The following is a 19,390-nucleotide window of genomic DNA, read 5'->3' on the forward strand; positions in this document are numbered from 1 at the left end:
TGAAATAGAAAGAGTGATTAGATTATGGAGTGGCTAAATTAATGAAGAAACAATGGTGGAAAAAAGCGGTAGCGTATCAAATTTATCCGCGAAGTTTTTATGATTCAAACGGAGATGGCATAGGAGATTTGAGAGGTATACTGGAAAAACTGGATTACATCAAAGAGTTGGGAATTGATGTGATATGGGTAAGCCCAGTGTATGAATCACCTAATGATGATAATGGGTATGACATCAGTAACTATCACAGTATTATGTCGGAATTTGGGACAATGTCTGACTTTGATGAATTGCTGGATGAAGTACATAAGCGTGGAATGAAAATTATTATGGATTTAGTTATCAATCATACGTCAGATGAACATGAGTGGTTTATCGAATCGCGTTCATCGAAGAAGAACCCATATCGTGATTTTTATATCTGGCATCCGGCCAAGCCCGATGGTACAGAAATCAATAATTGGGAGTCGATTTTCGGAGGATCAGTCTGGGAATTAGACGAACATACTAATGAGTACTACATGCATGTGTTTTCCAAGAAACAACCGGATTTAAACTGGGAGAACTCTAAAGTAAGAGAGCATCTCTACGCGATGGTTAACTGGTGGTTAGACAAAGGAATAGATGGCTTCAGAGTGGATGCTATTTCACACATCAAAAAAAGAAAGGGTTATCCTAATATGCCGAATCCTTTAAATAAGGATTATGTACCCTCTTTTGACGGACATATGAACCAGCCAGGTATTGATCTATTTTTGTCTGAGTTTGCAGAAAAGACTATTAAAAATTATAATGTCATGACGGTTGGCGAAGCCAATGGCGTAACAGTTGAAGACGCGGACCGCTGGGTAGGAGAAGAAAAAGGCTATTTTGATATGATTTTCCAGTTTGAACATCTCGGTCTTTGGGGAGCAAGTGGTGAAGGACTAAACCTTAAAGAATTAAAAGAAGTCATGACTAGATGGCAAAAAGGACTTGACGGACGTGGATGGAATGCTTTGTTTATAGAAAATCATGATCTAGCGAGAAGTGTATCTACTTGGGGAAATGACGCGGATTTAAGAAAAACATCTGCAAAAGCCTTGGCAACCTTTTACTTTTTTATGCAAGGAACACCTTTTATTTATCAGGGTCAGGAAATTGGTATGACGAATGTGCAGTTTGACTCAATTGAAGAGTACAACGATGTTGGCATGATCAACTTATATGAAATTGAAACTAAGAACGGAGCGTCTCACGAAGAAATCATGGCATATATTTGGAAGAACGGACGAGATAATTCACGTACCCCAATGCAGTGGTCTAATGCACCAGAAGCCGGATTTACTTCAGGAAAACCTTGGATTGGTACGAATCCAAATTACCCAGATATTAATGTAAAACAAACTTTGAACGATCCTGATTCGATATATCACTACTATAAGAAAATGATTAAGATGCGGAAGAACACCCCTACATTGATATTTGGGCATTACGAATTGATTGCGAAAGACCACGAAAAAGTATACGCCTATTTGCGTGTTTATGAGGGAATAGAGTTTGTGATCATAGTTAATTTATTTAATGAGTCTACAAAGCTTGATTTAAGTGAAGAACTGGAACTAGGAGAATTAAGGTTAAGTAATTATAGCGTAGTAGACGAGCTGAACGCAGTTATGATATTACGTCCATTTGAGGCTAGAGTTTATAAAGTGTCGAAACAAAAAGTTTGGCATGATCCAAACTATTATATTCTTTCGTAAAGGAGAAGAAAATGAGGGAAATAGCGATTGGTATTGATTTAGGAGGAACATCAATTAAGTTTGCATTTCTAACTAGAGAAGGAGAGATTATTAAACAGTGGGCTATCCCGACTCCGGTAGATAGCGACGGAAGGCTTATCATTCCATTTATCATTAGGTCAATTAAAGAGAACATAGAGGAGTCTACTTTGTTACCAGCACAAATAGTAGCTATTGGAATGGGATCACCGGGATCAGTTAATCGTGAGAAAGGAACAGTAATCGGGGCCTTTAATTTGAATTGGATTAAAACAGTTTATGTTAAAGAGCAGATGGAAGAGGCATTTCAAATTCCATTTATTTTAGACAATGATGCAAATGTTGCAGCACTTGGAGAGCAATGGCTAGGTGCAGGCCAAAACGATCCTAACGTTGTCTTCTTAACCTTAGGGACCGGTGTTGGTGGCGGTGTAATAGTAAAAGGTGAACTGGTCCATGGGTTTCTTGATACTGCAGGAGAAATTGGACATTTAAAAGTAGAAAATGAGGGTTTCACTTGCACATGTGGGCAAGTCGGATGCTTGGAAACGGTCGCCAGTGCAACAGGTATTGTAGCTGTCGCAAAAAAAGAAGCAAGGGGTTATATGGACTCTTCTGTTTTGGCTAAGACTATTTTGGATGGACGTGTTATCACGTCCAAGTCAATTTTTGAATCAGCTAAGTTGAAGGATCCATTTGCTGAACATGTACTGAGTATAGTCGGGAGATATTTAGGCGTCGCCTGTGCTAATATTGCAAACGTTTTAAATCCTTCAACAATTATATTAGGTGGCGGAGTATCAAAAGCGGGGAATCTTCTACTAAGCTATGTGGTACCGAATTTTGAACGCAATGCTTTTCCAACGATAGCTAAGCGGACGGCTATTAAAATCGCGACGCTAGAAAATGATGCAGGTGTTCTAGGTGCAGCCTCATTGGCCTTTGAATCAGCGGATAAAACATAAGAGAAAAATTGACAACCAATTAGTATAGACAGGAGTAACGATAATGAAAAAAATGATGAATTTTGAGTTCTGGCAGAAGTTTGGAAAGGCATTAATGGGTGTCATTGCTGTTATGCCAGCTGCTGGACTAATGATTAGTATTGGTGGATCGATTCCGCTAATCAATCAGGATCTGGAAGCGTTAGTTGCATTAGGAAGTGTTATTGAAAGTATCGGTTGGGCTATAATTGGAAACTTACACATTTTATTTGCTTTAGCTATCGGTGGAAGTTGGGCAAAGGATAAAGCCGGAGGAGCTTTTGCTGCAGGGATCAGTTTCGTTTTGATCAACCGTATCACGGGAGCAGTTTTTGGGGTAACAAGTAATATGCTTGCTGATGAGTCTGCGGTTACTCAAACCCTTTTCGGAACAGAAATTCAAGTGGACGGATATTTTACCTCAGTATTGGAAGCGCCCGCTTTGAATATGGGTGTATTTGTTGGAATTATTGCTGGGTTTATAGGCGCAATGGCATTCAACAAATATTACAATTATAGAAAATTACCCGATGCTCTTTCATTCTTTAACGGAAAGCGCTTTGTACCATTTGTTGTGATTTTATGGTCACTTGTGGCAGCATTGATACTGTCAGTTTTATGGCCAGTGATTCAGGGAGGAATCAATAGTTTTGGGATATGGATTGCGGAATCACAAGATACTGCACCGATTTTAGCACCATTCCTATTTGGGACACTTGAGCGTTTATTATTACCATTTGGTCTGCATCACATGCTGACCATTCCAATAAACTATACGCCTCTTGGCGGAACATATCAGGTATTGAGCGGTGCTCAAGAAGGGTCACTTGTCTTTGGTCAAGATCCTCTATGGCTAGCATGGGCGCGTGATTTAGTAAATCTAGAAGCTGCTGGCGATACTAGCACTTATCAATATGCCATGGAAACATTCATTCCAGCTCGATTTAAAGTAGGGCAGATGATTGGATCCTCGGGTATACTTATGGGTTTAACTTATGCAATGTATAAAAATGTCGATAAAGACAAGCGTAAAGGGTATAAATCGATGTTTGTATCAGCTGGACTGGCAGTATTCTTAACGGGTGTAACAGAACCACTGGAGTTTATGTTCATGTTCGCAGCTATGCCATTATATGGAATTTATGCGATCATTCAAGGTGCTGCATTTGCTATGGCAGATATTGTAAATTTGAGAGTCCATTCATTTGGTAGTATTGAATTATTGACGCGTACACCGTTAGCTTTGAAAGCAGGACTTGGACTCGACTTAATTAATTATATATGGGTAACGATTCTTTTTGCTGTTGGAACGTATTTCCTTACTAATTTTTTAATCAAGAAATTCAATTTTTCAACACCAGGACGTAATGGTAATTATGATAATGACGTAGCAGAATCTGAGGATAGTCAAACAGTAGATGCTTCTCAACAAGTATATGATGTTATACACCTCTTAGGCGGTAAAGAAAATATTAAAGATGTTGATGCATGTATGACACGTCTACGTGTAACCGTTAAAGACACAAATAAAGTAGGCACAGAAACGCAGTGGAAAAAAGCTGGAGCTATGGGATTGGTGCACAAAGATACAGGAGTTCAGGCGATTTATGGACCTAAAGCTGATGTTTTGAAATCAGATATCAACGATGTATTAGAGTCAAATGTAGCTATTCCAACTTCTTCTATTGACCAAAATAAAACAGAAATGATAATTGAGGAGCAAGCTGAAAAACCTTTTAGCGAACAATACGCTATAGATACAGTAATTTATAGCGTAACTTCTGGTATAGTGAAGGCAATTACACAAGCACCGGATGAGGTTTTTTCTCAAAAAATGATGGGAGACGGATATGTAGTTGAGCCTGCTTCAGGGTTAATTGTAGCTCCTGTTTCAGGAACAGTAGAAAGTATCTTTCCAACCAAGCATGCGATTGGGATCAAAACAGTAGAAGGAATCGATGTACTGATTCATATGGGTATTGATACCGTGGAGTTAAAAGGGAAATTCTTTGATATAAAAGTTAAAGAAGGGCAAAAAATTAATACGGGAAATCTTCTAGCTGAAATGGATCTTGAACAAGTGAAAAGCGCAGGGAAAGAAACAGCAATCCTCACTGTATTTACTAATTTAAAAGAAGACCAAACTTTTGTCTTAGAGTCAAATGGAGAAACTAATCATTCAGATCGTATTGGAATGATTCACTAAGGAGTTTAAAGGAGTATCATAATGAAGGTATTAACTTTAAATACACATTCATGGATTGAAAAACAGCCTTACGAGAAATTGAACAGTTTAGTTGAAAGTTTACTGGAAGTAGATTATGATATTATCGCACTTCAGGAAGTTAATCAGCCTATCAATGCAGAAGAAATTCAGGATGACCTCTTTATTAGACCATTGGAAGAACAATTTTCAGTTCCTATCAAAGATAACAATTTCGCTTATTTACTTGTTCAGAAGCTGCGGCAAAGAGGAATGACTTATTATTGGAGTTGGACAGCTAATCACATTGGGTACGATAAGTATGATGAAGGAGTGGCGATTCTATCTAAAAGATCATTTGAAGTAAAAGGGCATCTAATATCGAAAGCTAAAAACTATACTAGTTATCTTACTCGGAAAGTTTTAAAAGCGCAGATTGAACAAGATAATATAAAGTGGACTGTAATATCAGGTCACTATTCATGGTGGCTTAGTGATACTGGCGAACATTTATTTAAATATGAATGGGATAAGACACTAGCCTTGCTCGATTTTGACGAAAAAGAAAATCTGATTGTGATGGGTGACTTCAACAACGATCCTAAAGTTGCTAATGAAGGATATACGCTTATAGAAGAAACTGCTCCATTCTTAGTGGATACATTTAAGGTAGCTAACACTAAGATAGGAGAGATGACTGTGCAAAGTGCAATTGATGGATGGCAAGATCAGCCAGATCAGAAGCGTATAGATTATATTTTTACTGGAAAAAATATTTCGGTAGATCGCTACCGAGTGGTATTTGATGGTTATCAGGAACCAGTTGTCAGCGACCACTTTGGTGTTGAAGCTTTGATAGTCAAAGATCTTAGAAGCACATGATATGATTCTAAACAAACGTTACACTTAGCACTGGACTTGCTAAACATCCAGTGCTTTTGTGTGCTAACCAGGTATTTAAAATATTATAGTATGTGTTATTTGGTTGTCCATTTGATATAGGAGGTCTGTTGTAAGATATAGCAGCTAATTATAAAATATGCTAGAATTAGCTGAACGCTATAGTTGAAAACTGATTAAAGAGTATTTCATTACGGGTAAAACTTTTCCCGAACTAGTAGAAATGAGATGATTCTATTGCCAACGTTAAGTGATGTGGCAAAAAAAGCCAATGTTTCTAAAATGACCGTTTCTCGAGTCATCAATCACCCTGAAAGGGTAACAGAAGAATTGAAAATCATGGTTCATGCTGCAATGAAAGAACTGAACTATAAACCGAATGTCATGGCAAAAGCATTAGCTAATAACCGTACACAAATTATAAAACTATTGATACTGGAAGAAATGGACTATGTAGAACCTTATTATATGCAACTGCTTGTGGGCATTGCGAATGAATTAGAAAAGCATTCTTATGGACTTCAACTAGTAACAAAGCGCAATACTCAAATTGGGGATTCAGATGGATACATTGTATGTGGGATGAGAGAAACGGACTACAAATGGCTCAACACTCTCGATAAACCAATGGTATTGTTTGGCGAAAATACCCACGGATATGATTTTGTCGATAGCGATAATCAAAAGAGTATTGAAAAAGCAGTAGAATATGGAGTGCTTTTAAATTATGAAACCATCGTATTCATTAGTATGGATGTCAACGAACCGTTTGCGTTATCTAGAGAAAAAGGCTACCGGAACGCTATGGAAATATATGGTTTAAAGCAGCAAGTCGTTAAATTAGAGAATCGATCACGGTTTTCAGCGACTTTTATTAGAGAAAATTGGCAAAAATTCAACTCGAATACCTTATTCATTTGTGCAACAGATCGATTAGCTTTAGGAATCAGTAGAGAATTGCAAGAACAAGGCGGTAATATTCCAGAAGAATATGGGATTATCGGACACGACGGTGTGTTTTTGGATCAGATTGCTTATCCATTTTTGACGACCTTGAAACAGTCACTCGACGAAATGGGTGCGGCTGCAGTACAATTAGTATTAAATAAAATCAATGCTGGTGGACTTCCTCAAGAAAATGCGATTTTTGAGACTGAATTAAAACTAGGAGGCACCACACGGGAAACGTCCGTTTAGATGATTCAAAATATGATGGATTCAGGACCAGAGCACATGAGCTCTGGTTTTTTCTGTTATCGGTAACATTGAAGATTACCTTGTTTCTTTTAAGACAGATGCTAGAATGATAATGAAACCGCTTCACAAGGAGGGATTTAAATGACGAACAATCAAATAAATAGTGGAGAAGTCATTTACCAGGTGTATCCAAAAAGTTTTTTGGATACGAATCAGGATGGTATTGGGGACTTAAAAGGTATTATCCAAAAGCTTGATTACATTCAAGAGTTAGGAGTAACGACGATATGGTTGAATCCAATTTTTAGTTCTCCACATGTGGATAATGGTTATGATGTCTCTGATTATTACACCATTGATCCACAATACGGCAGTATGGAATTAGTAGAGTTGTTAATTGAGGAGGCTCATAAAAGAGGACTCAAAATTTTATTTGATCTTGTATTGAATCACACATCTTCCAAACATAAATGGTTTCAGGAAGCATTGAAAGGACCGGACAATCCTTACCGAGACTACTACATATGGAAGGAAGAAGAGCAAAAGGGAAAGCTACCAAACAACTGGAAATCTTTTTTTGGTGGATCTGTTTGGGAGAAAGAATCTGAGACAGGTGATTACTATTTTCATCTATTTGATAAAGAAATGCCAGACTTGAACTGGCAAAACGAATTGGTTCGTAAGGAAATGATCCAAATAGCGAAGTTCTGGCTAGAAAAAGGCATTGACGGGTATAGGCTTGATGCATTTATTCACATGGAGAAAGAGCCTGGATATCCTGATGCTCGTTATGCAGATCCTGGTCAACTGGTTAGTGCAGAAGAATTTTTTGCTAATTTACCTCAAGTAGATGACTATCTGAGAGAATTTTCTGCAAGTATTAGAGAAGATTATCCAGATGCTTATTTGCTAGGTGAGGCAGCATCCGCTGATCCAGAAAGAGCGGTCAAGTACACCTTTCCAAAAGGAGAAGCCTGTGATTCGATTGTCTCTTTTAAATATTTCCCAATGGATACAACAAAAAAAGACGACCGATTTCCTTTGGAGAATCAAGAAGGGAAGTTAGATATCATAGCCTTCAAACAAGTTATGGATGAATGGCAGAGAAAAGTTGGAGAAGTCAGTGAGATGACCCTTTACTTAAACAATCACGATATGCAAAGAGTGGTATCCAGATTAGGAGATCCCACTGAATTCAGGGAAGAAAGTGCTAAAACACTTGCGACGACAATGTACTTACAAAGAGGTTTACCCGTTCTTTTAAACGGTGAAGAAATCGGGATGAAGAATTTAGAATTAAAGCGTTGGGAGAATACACGGATTGAACGAATCCATGAAGTTTACGCAACGCTTTTGGATAGAGGAGTCACTAAAGAAGAAGCGCAAACCCATTTGGGATCTATCAGTATCAATGCGAGTAGAGGAGCTATGCAGTGGTCAGACCAGATTTATGCGGGCTTTTCTACTGTAGAGCCTTGGAGTGGAGTTAATCGAGAAGCAGCATACAATGTGGCTGCTCAAGAAACGGACACAGCGAGTATTTTAACCTTTTATAAACAGCTCATTCAACTGAAAAAAACAGCTTTATTCACGCACGGATCTTACGAGATGCTTGTTTCTAAGAGTCCAATCATGGCGTACCGACGACAACTTGAAAAAGAACAAGCGATTGTCATCTCGAATTTAAGTGACGAGCCACAAGAGAGTTTGCTAGACCTAACCGATTTCATGGAGCAAGACAGTACGTTGAGTGTCGGAAATTACCAATATAACAATGGAAAAATTGTCTTATCACCTTATGCTTCACTTGTTATTAAATCAGACTATAAAGGGAGTTAATTAAATGAACACAGCAGCATTGTACCACCGAACTGAAAGCGAATATGCCTACCTATACGAAAAAGATCATTTCCACATCCGCTTGAGAACACAAGCTGGAGATGTCGCTCATGTCGAACTATTGAGTGGAGATCCTTACACGATTGACGCGGATAAATGGTACGAAACAGGTAAGGAGATGAAAAAAATAGCCAGTACTAACTTACACGACTATTGGCTAATTGATACCCACGAACAAACTAATCGAATGTCTTATGGATTTCATGTGACCGGTCAAGACGGGATTGAAGTATTCTATTCTGATCAAGGTGTTTATCCATATGAAGAAGCTTTTTTACAAGAAGCGAGCTTTTACTTTAGAATTCCTTATATCCATGAAATTGATGCCTTTAAAGCTCCAGAATGGGTAAAGGAAACAGTTTGGTACCAGATTTTTCCAGATCGTTTTGAAAACGGAGATGCGTCGATTAATCCCGTAGGAACATTGCCATGGGGGGATAAAGAAAATCCGTCTAGAGACGACTTTTATGGTGGAGATTTAAGAGGCATCATTAACCAATTAGATTATCTAGAAGATCTTGGGATCAATGGGATTTATTTATGCCCAATTTTCAAAGCTTCTTCTAATCATAAATACGACACAATAGACTATTACGAAATTGATCCTGCGTTTGGAGATAAAGAAACGTTTAGAGAATTAATCAGTAAAGCTCACGAAAAAGGTATCAAAATTATGCTAGATGCAGTGTTCAACCATATGGGATGGCATTCTCCGCAGTGGCAAGATGTGCTGAAATATCAAGAGAATTCAAAATACACAGACTGGTTCTATATCCATAGTTATCCAGTACAAAATCTTGGAGAATTGACGACGGATGAAATGGAAAATGTTGGACGAGTGAATTATGAAACCTTCGCTTTTACAGGACATATGCCGAAGCTGAATACAGCGAATCAAGAAGTTCAGGACTATTTATTAGATATTGCAAAATATTGGATAGAAGAGTTCGATATTGATGCTTGGAGATTAGACGTGGCGAATGAAGTAGATCATTTCTTCTGGAAGAAATTTTTCAAAGAAACAACAGCGATCAAAGAAGATATTTATATTTTAGGTGAAATCTGGCATTCTTCTCAAAACTGGTTGAATGGAGATGAGTTCCACGCAGTGATGAATTATGCCTTCAATGATAATATCGAAAATTATTTTTTGAAGAAAATCATTTCACCTTCACGTATGGTATCTGGATTGAATGCACAGATGATGTTATATAGACAACAAACTTCTGAAGTGATGTTCAATTTGTTGGATTCACATGATACCCCTAGGTTGCTGACAAAAGCAAAAGGAGATAAGGAGCTAGTCAAATCGGCTCTATCTTTTATGTTTGCACAGTCAGGGACACCTTGTATTTATTACGGAACAGAAATTGGGCTTTATGGGGATATGGATCCTGATTGTAGAAAATGCATGGTTTGGGATGGCTCACTTCAGGATCAAGATATGCTAGAGTTTACCAAAAAATTGATTTCCTTCCGTAAAAATTATCAAAACATTCTAACTTATGGCGCAACGAATTGGCACGATGTTAGAGATGATGAGCAGTTGATCGGATTTAAACGCACTTTAGGGAATGAGTCATTAATATTCTACTTCAATCAAGACAGAGACGATGCTTTTCTAGACTCGGTTCCAGTAGAGGCAGAATTATCTTTAGAAACAGGCACAGTTCATTATGATAATCAAACAGTCCTTCATGAAAATGGCTTTGTTGTCTATTATCATTTAGACACAGAAGCTGAAAAGCGCGAGCGTATAGAGCAAAAACGCCAACGTACAAAAGAAAGAATGAAACAATTAAAAGTGTTACCTTCACACTTGGTCAGAAATTAATTACTAGGGTAAAGGAGGAGAAATGTTGAATAAACAAGCGATCTATCATAAAGCGAATAGTTCGTATGCTTACATGAAAGATGTTCAAACGATGTGTCTAACCATTCGAACTGCGCGAGATATTGAGTGCGTTTATTTGCTGACAGATCATCCAGATGGCTGGGTAAAAGGATCAGAAGGTTACTATTGGAAAAAAGAAAAAACGAAAATGCAATTACTCTTTCAAACAACCCTTTATGATTATTGGCAAATCGAACACCGTCCGTATAATCATCAAATGCGCTATGGATTTATACTAGAAACTCATGAAGAAAGGGCTCTATATATTGAACGCGGCTGGTTTTCTCCAGATGATGTATTTATAGGAAATGATATCAATAGTTATTTCGCGTTTCCTTATTTACATGAATCTGAAGTATTTCAAGCACCAAAGTGGGTTAAAGAAATAGTCTGGTATCAAGTTATGCCAGACCGTTTTTATAATCCTGAAAATATTTCTTGGGGAAGCAAAGAACAACTGGGCCAGTACGATTTTCACAATGGAACACTAGAAGGTATACGAAAAAAACTGCCGTATTTAAAAAATCTTGGAATCTCAGGGATTTACTTAACGCCGATTTTTCAAAGTCCGACTGCACATAGATATGATACAGAAAACTATTTTGAAATCGATCCAAGACTAGGAAGCAAAGAGATATTCAAATCACTCGTTGACGACGCGCATACGTTAGGGATACGAATTTTACTGGATGGTGTATTTAATCATATTGGAGACCAGTCTGTGTACTTTCAAGACGTTTTAAAAAATGGCGAACAATCAGCCTATAAGGACTGGTTCTATATTGAACAATTTCCACTGGAAAGCGCTGAGGGAATTCGTTTAGACACGCATTACCGTCACTTCACACCGAATATGCCTAAGTTGAATACACTGAATAAAGAGGTGCAAAAATATTTAATAGATGTTGCGCTGTATTGGGTGGAAACCTTTGGCATAGATGGTTGGCGTCTTGATGTAGTCAATGAAATTGACCATGCTTTTTTAAGATTGTTGAGATCACGTTTAAAAAGTGCGTATCCAGATTGTTATATTGTTGGAGAGATTTGGCATAACGCAGATTCTTGGCTTTTGGGCGACCAATTAGATGGTGTGATGAATTATCCATTGGGGAAACCGATTCTTGAGTGGGCTGCAGCAGGAAGAATCTCTACAGCTGATTTTCAAGAACAATTTGTACAGGCTCTATTGCAATACTCAGAGAATATTCAACAAGGGATGCTAACGTTGTTGGATAGTCACGATGCACCGAGATTATATGAATACACTGGTTTTGACCGAAACAAAACAGAACTGTGTCTCACTATGCTATTTCTGCTCCCAGGATCTATTTGTCTGTACTATGGAACGGAAATGGGTATGAGTGGGTATGAAGATCCAGAAAACAGAAAACCGATGCAGTGGACTAAGAGTCAAGCGGTGGATTTCAAAGAACATATCCAGCTTTTATCTAGGTTGAGACGATCAGATCAAGAACTACTTGCTAGAAACCGATTTACCTTTCTTGAAGTCCAAAACGATGTATTGGTTTTAAAAAAAGAAACTGAAACGCATGCGCTCTATCTTTTAATCAACAAATCTAGCGAGCAAAAGTGGATTGAATTGAGCGAACTGAAAGACAAAAAAGTGGAAAATCTGCTAGCTCAACATTCCGTTATTGTAGACAGCCTTGTACCGTTAAAACCAGAGTCGCATGTTCTTTACAAGTTTGAAAAGATCAGCTCTTAAACGATCATAAAAATCTGATACCGGTAACAACGAGAAAACGGTTGCAATGGTTCTATAATGAAATATAATTGAAAATGTAGACAGGTACAGAAAGTAAGAGGAGGAAAAATTAGATGATAAAATTTTATAAAATAGCAATGGCAGGTTCAGCAGCACTATTACTTGCAGCATGTGGAAATGGATCAGACAGTGGTTCAGGTTCACAAGGCGAAACAGAAGGTGAAGGTGCAGCAACTGGCGAAATCGGGGGTTCAATCGAAGTTGGGGTTGGAGAAGATTACGTAGAATTCGTTGAAGCAATTGCTCCAGCATTTGAAGAAGAGTATGGTGTTGAAGTGACCGTATCTGAACGAGATATGTTCGATACACTAGAAGCTGTACCTCTAGATGGTCCAGCTGGATTATCTCCAGATGTTCTTCTATCTCCTTATGACCGAATCGGTGGAATGGGCCAACAAGGTCATTTATCTGAAATGACACTTGTCGATGATGGTCGATATGATGAGACGGATCAACAGCAAGTAACAGTTGATGGTACTGTATACGGTACACCGTTCGTTATTGAATCACTCGTCCTTTTTTACAATAAGGATTTGATGGATACAGCACCAGCGACATTCGACGAATTGGAAGCTCTTACAGAAGACGAACAATATGCCTTCTCAGGACAAGCTGATACAAGCACAGCATTCCTTGCGAATTGGGTAGACTTCTATAATTCTTACGGATTGATTTCTGGGTTTGGTGGATATGTATTTGGAGAAGATGGCGAAGATACTGCCGATATCGGGTTAAATTCACCGGAAGCAATCGAAGGAATTGAATATGCACAGCAATGGTTCAACGATGTATGGCCAGAAGGTATGCTTGATGTAACAAGTGCCGGCGATTTCATCGATGATCAATTTATCCAAGGCAATGCAGCAGCCGTTATTAACGGACCATGGGGCGCGGCGAACTATAGAGATAGTGGCGTAAACCTTGGCGTATCAGCCATTCCAACATTACCTAGTGGAAATGAATATGCACCATTTGCAGGTGGTAAAGGATGGGTCGTTCCTTCTTACACTGAAAATTATGAAACTGCAGCAGCGTTCGTAGACTTCGTGACAAATGAAGAAAATATGATGATGCTTTATGAAGAGTACACAAACGAAATTCCTGCTAACCAGAATGCGCGTAATACAATCAATGAAGCTGGAGAAGATGAATTAGCAGTAGCGGTAATCGAGCAATATAATAATGCAGTACCCATGCCAAACATCCCAGAAATGGCTGAAGTTTGGACAGGCGCTGAATCAATGATGTTCGATGCAGGGTCAGGAAACAAAACAGCTGAAGAGTCAGCAAACGATGCAGTACAAATTATCCAAGACAACATTGAACAGAAATATTAATCTTTAATAGAAGACTAGATGATTCGGCAGAGATAGTAGGATGATCTCTGCCATTTTTATCATTGAAAGGGCGTGTAACAGTTGAAGAATAAAAAGAAAGATAAGATCGTACTTTCTGATCAAGATCAAAAAAAGATACACACTGCGACATGGCTATCCATTATTCCGGGGCTTGGCCAGATTTATAATAAACAATTGTTTAAAGGAATCGTGTTCTTGGCAGTATTTATGGGAGCTGTCATTGAACTCCTCATATTTGGAGCAGGAGCTATAGAAGGTCTTATTACTTTAGGAACGATTCCTAGAGAAGACCACTCGCTATTTCTTCTAATTGAAGGAACCATTCAAATTCTCCTTACCGTTATCTATTTAATTTTTACAGCAGCTGTCATGATGGATGCGCATCGTGTTGCTAAAAAAAGAGTCATTAGTCCGAACACGGTGAACTATACCGTCAAAGATACAGCAATTAGTGTATTTGAGAATGGTTTCCCTTACTTACTAACCATACCCGCTTACTTGGTCATGATTTTTGCCATTGTGTTCCCGGTTTTGGTAACCATATTTATTGCCTTTACAAATTACAACTTTCAAAATGTACCACCGGCGAATATCGTCGACTGGGTTGGATTCGAGACATTCAGTAGTATCTTCACACTAACGACTTATCGAGATACGTTCTTTGCAGTTTTCTCGTGGACGATTATCTGGACACTAGCAGCAACCACTTTACAGCTCGTTATTGGTGTATTTACAGCACTGGTTTTGAATCAACCCCACATTCGGTTTAACCGATTCTTTGGTGTCATTATGCTGTTACCTTGGGCAGTTCCAGCGTTTATTACTATTTTGACTTTTTCAAATATCTTCAACCCAAGTGTTGGAGCAATCAATACGCAAGTTATCCCGTTCTTTAACCAGATCATTCCGTTCCTTGAAATTCCTGCAATATCTTGGAAAACAGATCCATTCTGGACAAAGATCGCAATCATTATGATTCAAGGCTGGGTCGGCTATCCTTATATCTATGTTTTGACATCAGGCATTTTACAGTCTATACCAAATGACTGGTATGAAGCATCTGTTATTGATGGCGCAACAGCTTTACAAAAATTCAGACATATCACAATGCCACATATTTTCGCAGTGGCTGCACCCATCTTTATCACACAATATACAGGAAACTTCAACAACTTTAACTTGATTTACCTGTTTAACGAGGGTGGCCCCGGAAGTGTAGGAAGCGGAGCAGGATCGACAGATATTTTGATTTCGTGGATCTACAAGTTAACGACCGGAACGTCTCCACAATATAACATATCAGCAGCCGTGACATTAATCATTTCTGCAATTGTTATTACGATTTCAATGGTTATTTTCAGTCGGACACGTGCTTTTGAAATGGAGGATTAACATGAAAAAAGCAAAACGAATTAAAACACAGAAAAATTCTCGTTTCTGGAATAAATTCTTTTCTTATGCGTATCTAATCGGGATGTCGATCGTGATTATTTACCCTCTTTTGATCACTGTTACTTCCGCGTTCAGAACAGGGAATATTATGGCTTTCGATTTGAATTTCTCAGGACCTTGGTCTCTGGCAAATTTTTCAAGATTATTTAATAATACGCTTTATGGTACTTGGTACTTGAATACCTTAAAAGTTGCCGGAACTACCATGATTATTCAGGTAGCTGCGATTACATTAGCGGGTTACGCATATAGTCGTTATCGTTTCATTGGAAGAAAACAAAGTATTAAGTTCTTCTTAATTATTCAAATGGTTCCAACAACAGCGGCTTTGACTGCTTTCTACGTTATGGCACTCCTTGTTGGTGGGCTGAACTCACACTGGTTCTTAACGGTTATTTATATCGGTGGGGGGATACCTATGAACACCTGGCTCATGAAGGGGTATTTCGATACTGTTCCACTGGAGTTAGACGAATCAGCTAAATTAGATGGTGCCGGACACTTGAGATCTTTCTGGCAAATTATTCTTCCACTCGTTAAACCGATGATCGCTGTTCAAGCGCTTTGGGCGTTTATGGGTCCTTTTGGAGAATATATGTTAGCAAGGTTCTTGCTCAGAACACCTGAACTCTATACAGTAGCGATTGGCCTACAAACGTTTATCAGTAATCCTAGAGACCAACGTGTCACGTTATTCGCTGCGGGAGCCATCTTAATTGCTTTACCAATCTGTATTTTGTTCTTCTATCTACAAAAACACTTTGTATCTGGATTAACAGCAGGTGGAACAAAAGGTTAATGTACAAAAAATGATTTTAAAAAGTAGGAATGAATATGAGAACAGACAGCTTTCCATTAAATTATTTCACAAATATTTTCACACCTAAACGTGCTTTTTTTAATCGCCATGCGATTGGATGGCCGACCATTGTAATCGTCTTGATCTTTTTGAATGCACTGATCACGATTCCAGTTTCATTGAACTTTGCGCAGACAGACACAATTGGTGTTGAGCAGTTTTATCCAGAAGCTTTTAACCTAATTGACGGTGAAGCTGCAGAGGCACTCTCTAAAGTTCCTGTAGAAGAAGGCAGATTAATCGTTGAGCAGTCTACTCTTCAGACAAAAACAGACGGGCTAGTACTCATTGATCAGTCAGATAATCCGTTGATCGACAGTGATGTCGCTGTAGCATTTGGTCCAACGGAGTTTACGATCAGGGAACATGCACAACCTGAACTAAAAGTGCGCTATACAAAAGACTTTTCGGTGGAATCTGCTTCAGTAGAAGAAGTGAAAACAGAACTAAATCGACAATGGAGAGTGAATAATCGTATCTATATCGTAGCTGCACTGACTTTTTTAATTTCATTTATGACCTTTACCATGTTAGTCGTATTAACCTTAGGTTCAGCGTTATTTCTTTATTTCACGAAAAAGAGTCACTTAACTTCAATAACGACATATAAAGAGTCTGTTGCCATTATTCTTTATGGATTAGGACTACCAACAATTTTAGCTTTACTATATGGATTGATCCAGTTTGATATTATCTGGATGATGACGATCCAAACAACAGGACTACTGATTATGCTGGTTCTGATTTACTTTAAAACACAGTTCAACGATAAAAAAGATCAATCTAGAGTACAGGAGTGGACAGATTAAATGGAGAGACTATTTGGAATTGACCCATGGAAACTGACTTCAGATACAGTGGGAGAGAACAAAAGGCTACAGGAGAGCCTAACTTCTATTGGTAACGGGTATATGGGTTTAAGAGGAAATTATGAAGAAGGCTATTCTGGGGATTCACATATCGGAACCTATATTGCGGGTGTTTGGTTCCCAGACAAAACAAAGGTTGGCTGGTGGAAAATCGGCTATCCAGACTATTTTGGCAAAGTGATCAACGCAACGAACTTTATTCCAGTCGACATTTATGTGGATGAACATAAAGTAGATCTTGCTGTTGATACCGCTCAGCAGTTCAAAGTTGAACTAGATATGAAAGAAGGGGTCCTGAGACGTTCTTTTGTCTGGAAAAAAGAGCAATTAGAAATCTTATTTCACTTCACACGGTTCGTTAGTGCACACACCAAAGAACTTGCCGTTGTTAAAGTAGAAGCGGAAATGCTTTCGGGAGCAGCAGAAATCACGTTGATTCCACATTTAGATGGTAACGTGACGAATGAAGATAGTAATTACGAAGAACAATTTTGGATCGAACTTGAAAAAGGACATCAACCACTCCCGTTCTTAAAAACGAAAACAAAAGAAAATCCCTTCGGTACGGAGCGATTTACCGTTACGACAATGATGAGTAACGAGTCAGAAGCAGAATCGAAAGATCCTGAAAAAGAACAGTCCATGTATGTTGGCGAGCGTTTTTTCTACAAGCTTGAAACCGGTCATCAGTTAGAATTGACCAAATTTATAGCGGTCGTAACAAGCCGTGATGTAGAAGCTGAGAAGCAAGTTCAACAAGCTGAACAAATCTTAGAGCGGGCTTCAGATAAGGGTTTCCAAAAAGTACTAGAAGAACATTTAACGGAGTGGAGCACGCGCTGGAATAATGCAGATGTTCAAATTGACGGAGATGATGCAAGCCAGCAAGGTATTCGGTTCAATATCTTCCAGTTATTTTCAACCTATTACGGAGAAGATCCAAGACTAAACGTGGGGCCAAAAGGTTTCACAGGTGAAAAATACGGCGGCGCTACTTATTGGGATACAGAAGCTTGTATCCTGCCGATGTACTTATCCGTTACAAATGAAGAGACCTTTAGACAGTTACTTGTTTACCGCCATAATCAATTAGAACAAGCTTACGAGAATGCAGCGAAGCAAGGGCTCAAAGGTGCTCTGTATCCTATGGTAACCTTCACTGGAATTGAGTGTCACAATGAATGGGAGATCACATTTGAAGAAATTCACCGTAACGGTGCGATTGCACACGGGATTTTCAACTATACGACGTATACAGGTAATGAAGACTATCTCTTAAACCAAGGTGTGGATGTACTTGTAGGTATTTCTAGATTCTGGGCTGATCGTGTTCACTATTCTGCTAGAAACGAGCAATACATGATTCATGGTGTAACGGGGCCAAATGAATATGAAAATAACGTCAGCAACAACTGGTATACCAACACGATGGCGAAATGGTGTCTGAATTATACATTAGAAACGTTAACCAAAGTGAGCAGTGAGAAGCTTCAAGAGTTAAGTATTAATGAAACAGAACAAAAACAATGGAAAGAAATTGCTGAAAAGATGTACTTGCCTAAAGATGAAGCACTCGATATCTTTGTCCAACATGACTCATTCCTAGACAAAGATTTGAGACCCGTTGACACGCTTGACCCATCAGAACGTCCAATCAATCAGAATTGGTCATGGGACAAGATTTTAAGATCACCGTTTATCAAACAAGCAGATGTCTTACAAGGACTCTATTTCTTGAATCATAACTATAGTCAAGCTGAAAAAGAACAGAACTTTAATTTCTATGAGCCGCTAACGGTTCATGAATCTTCTTTATCTCCATTGGTTCATTCTATCCTTGCTTCTGAGCTCGGCAAAAAAGAAAAAGCTTTTGAAATGTATGAAAGAACAGCCAGACTGGATCTTGATAACTACAACAATGATACAGAAGATGGACTTCATATCACTTCAATGAGTGGAGGCTGGTTATCAATCGTTCAAGGATTTGCGGGTATGCGAACTCAAACAGGAAGCTTATCGTTTGCTCCGTATTGTCCAGAACAATGGAATGAATATGCCTTTAAATTAAATTATCAAGAAAGATTACTCAGTGTAACAGTTGAAAAAACAGTTGTGACTTTCCGCTTAGAAACGGGAGAAGCACTGAATTTTGAAGTGTTTGGTAAGCCGGTCACACTGGAAGACTCGGTAAAGATAGAAATTCAATAAATTAGAATAAGTTGAAATAATC

At 38.5% G+C, this 19,390-nt stretch carries 13 protein-coding genes; all 13 read left to right on the top strand.

The window, feature by feature from the left end:
* The first annotated feature begins 41 nt into the window (after positions 1–41).
* Positions 42–1,742 (top strand): alpha-glucosidase, encoded by a 1,701-nt coding sequence (locus LG377_RS01900; protein ID WP_225743035.1) that lies wholly within the window; start codon positions 42–44, stop codon positions 1,740–1,742.
* A gap of 11 nt (positions 1,743–1,753) precedes the next feature.
* Positions 1,754–2,725, top strand: a complete 972-nt coding sequence (locus LG377_RS01905) for an ROK family glucokinase (RefSeq protein WP_225743036.1) — start codon at positions 1,754–1,756, stop codon at positions 2,723–2,725.
* 43 nt (positions 2,726–2,768) lie between these two features.
* Positions 2,769–4,949, top strand: a complete 2,181-nt coding sequence (locus LG377_RS01910) for a PTS transporter subunit IIBC (protein ID WP_225743037.1) — start codon at positions 2,769–2,771, stop codon at positions 4,947–4,949.
* Positions 4,950–4,970: 21 nt separating this feature from the next.
* A complete protein-coding gene (locus LG377_RS01915; RefSeq protein ID WP_225743038.1) occupies positions 4,971–5,828 on the top strand; it encodes an endonuclease/exonuclease/phosphatase family protein in 858 nt (285 codons plus the stop codon).
* Between the two features lie 255 nt (positions 5,829–6,083).
* Entirely contained in the window at positions 6,084–7,043 is a 960-nt protein-coding gene (locus tag LG377_RS01920) for a LacI family DNA-binding transcriptional regulator (protein ID WP_225744610.1), read from the top strand.
* Positions 7,044–7,184: 141 nt separating this feature from the next.
* Positions 7,185–8,882 carry an alpha-glucosidase gene (locus tag LG377_RS01925; RefSeq protein ID WP_225743039.1) on the top strand — a complete coding sequence of 566 codons (1,698 nt, stop codon included), beginning with the start codon at positions 7,185–7,187 and terminating at the stop codon, positions 8,880–8,882.
* Between the two features lie 4 nt (positions 8,883–8,886).
* Complete coding sequence (locus LG377_RS01930; RefSeq protein ID WP_225743040.1) at positions 8,887–10,776, top strand: glycoside hydrolase family 13 protein; 1,890 nt, start codon at positions 8,887–8,889, stop codon at positions 10,774–10,776.
* A 25-nt stretch (positions 10,777–10,801) separates the two neighbouring features.
* Entirely contained in the window at positions 10,802–12,562 is a 1,761-nt protein-coding gene (locus LG377_RS01935) for a glycoside hydrolase family 13 protein (protein WP_255612727.1), read from the top strand.
* 113 nt (positions 12,563–12,675) lie between these two features.
* A complete protein-coding gene (locus LG377_RS01940; RefSeq protein ID WP_225743042.1) occupies positions 12,676–13,959 on the top strand; it encodes an extracellular solute-binding protein in 1,284 nt (427 codons plus the stop codon).
* 81 nt (positions 13,960–14,040) lie between these two features.
* Positions 14,041–15,372 (top strand): sugar ABC transporter permease, encoded by a 1,332-nt coding sequence (locus LG377_RS01945; protein ID WP_305067545.1) that lies wholly within the window; start codon positions 14,041–14,043, stop codon positions 15,370–15,372.
* A 1-nt stretch (position 15,373) separates the two neighbouring features.
* Positions 15,374–16,231, top strand: coding sequence for a sugar ABC transporter permease (locus LG377_RS01950; protein ID WP_225743043.1), 858 nt, complete (start codon positions 15,374–15,376; stop codon positions 16,229–16,231).
* A gap of 35 nt (positions 16,232–16,266) precedes the next feature.
* Positions 16,267–17,100 (top strand): DUF1189 family protein, encoded by an 834-nt coding sequence (locus tag LG377_RS01955; RefSeq protein WP_225743044.1) that lies wholly within the window; start codon positions 16,267–16,269, stop codon positions 17,098–17,100.
* Positions 17,101–19,368 carry a glycoside hydrolase family 65 protein gene (locus LG377_RS01960; RefSeq protein ID WP_225743045.1) on the top strand — a complete coding sequence of 756 codons (2,268 nt, stop codon included), beginning with the start codon at positions 17,101–17,103 and terminating at the stop codon, positions 19,366–19,368.
* Positions 19,369–19,390 lie beyond the last annotated feature (22 nt).

The sequence above is a fragment of the Marinilactibacillus sp. Marseille-P9653 genome (genome assembly GCF_916618885.1).
Lineage (GTDB): Bacteria > Bacillota > Bacilli > Lactobacillales > Carnobacteriaceae_A > Marinilactibacillus.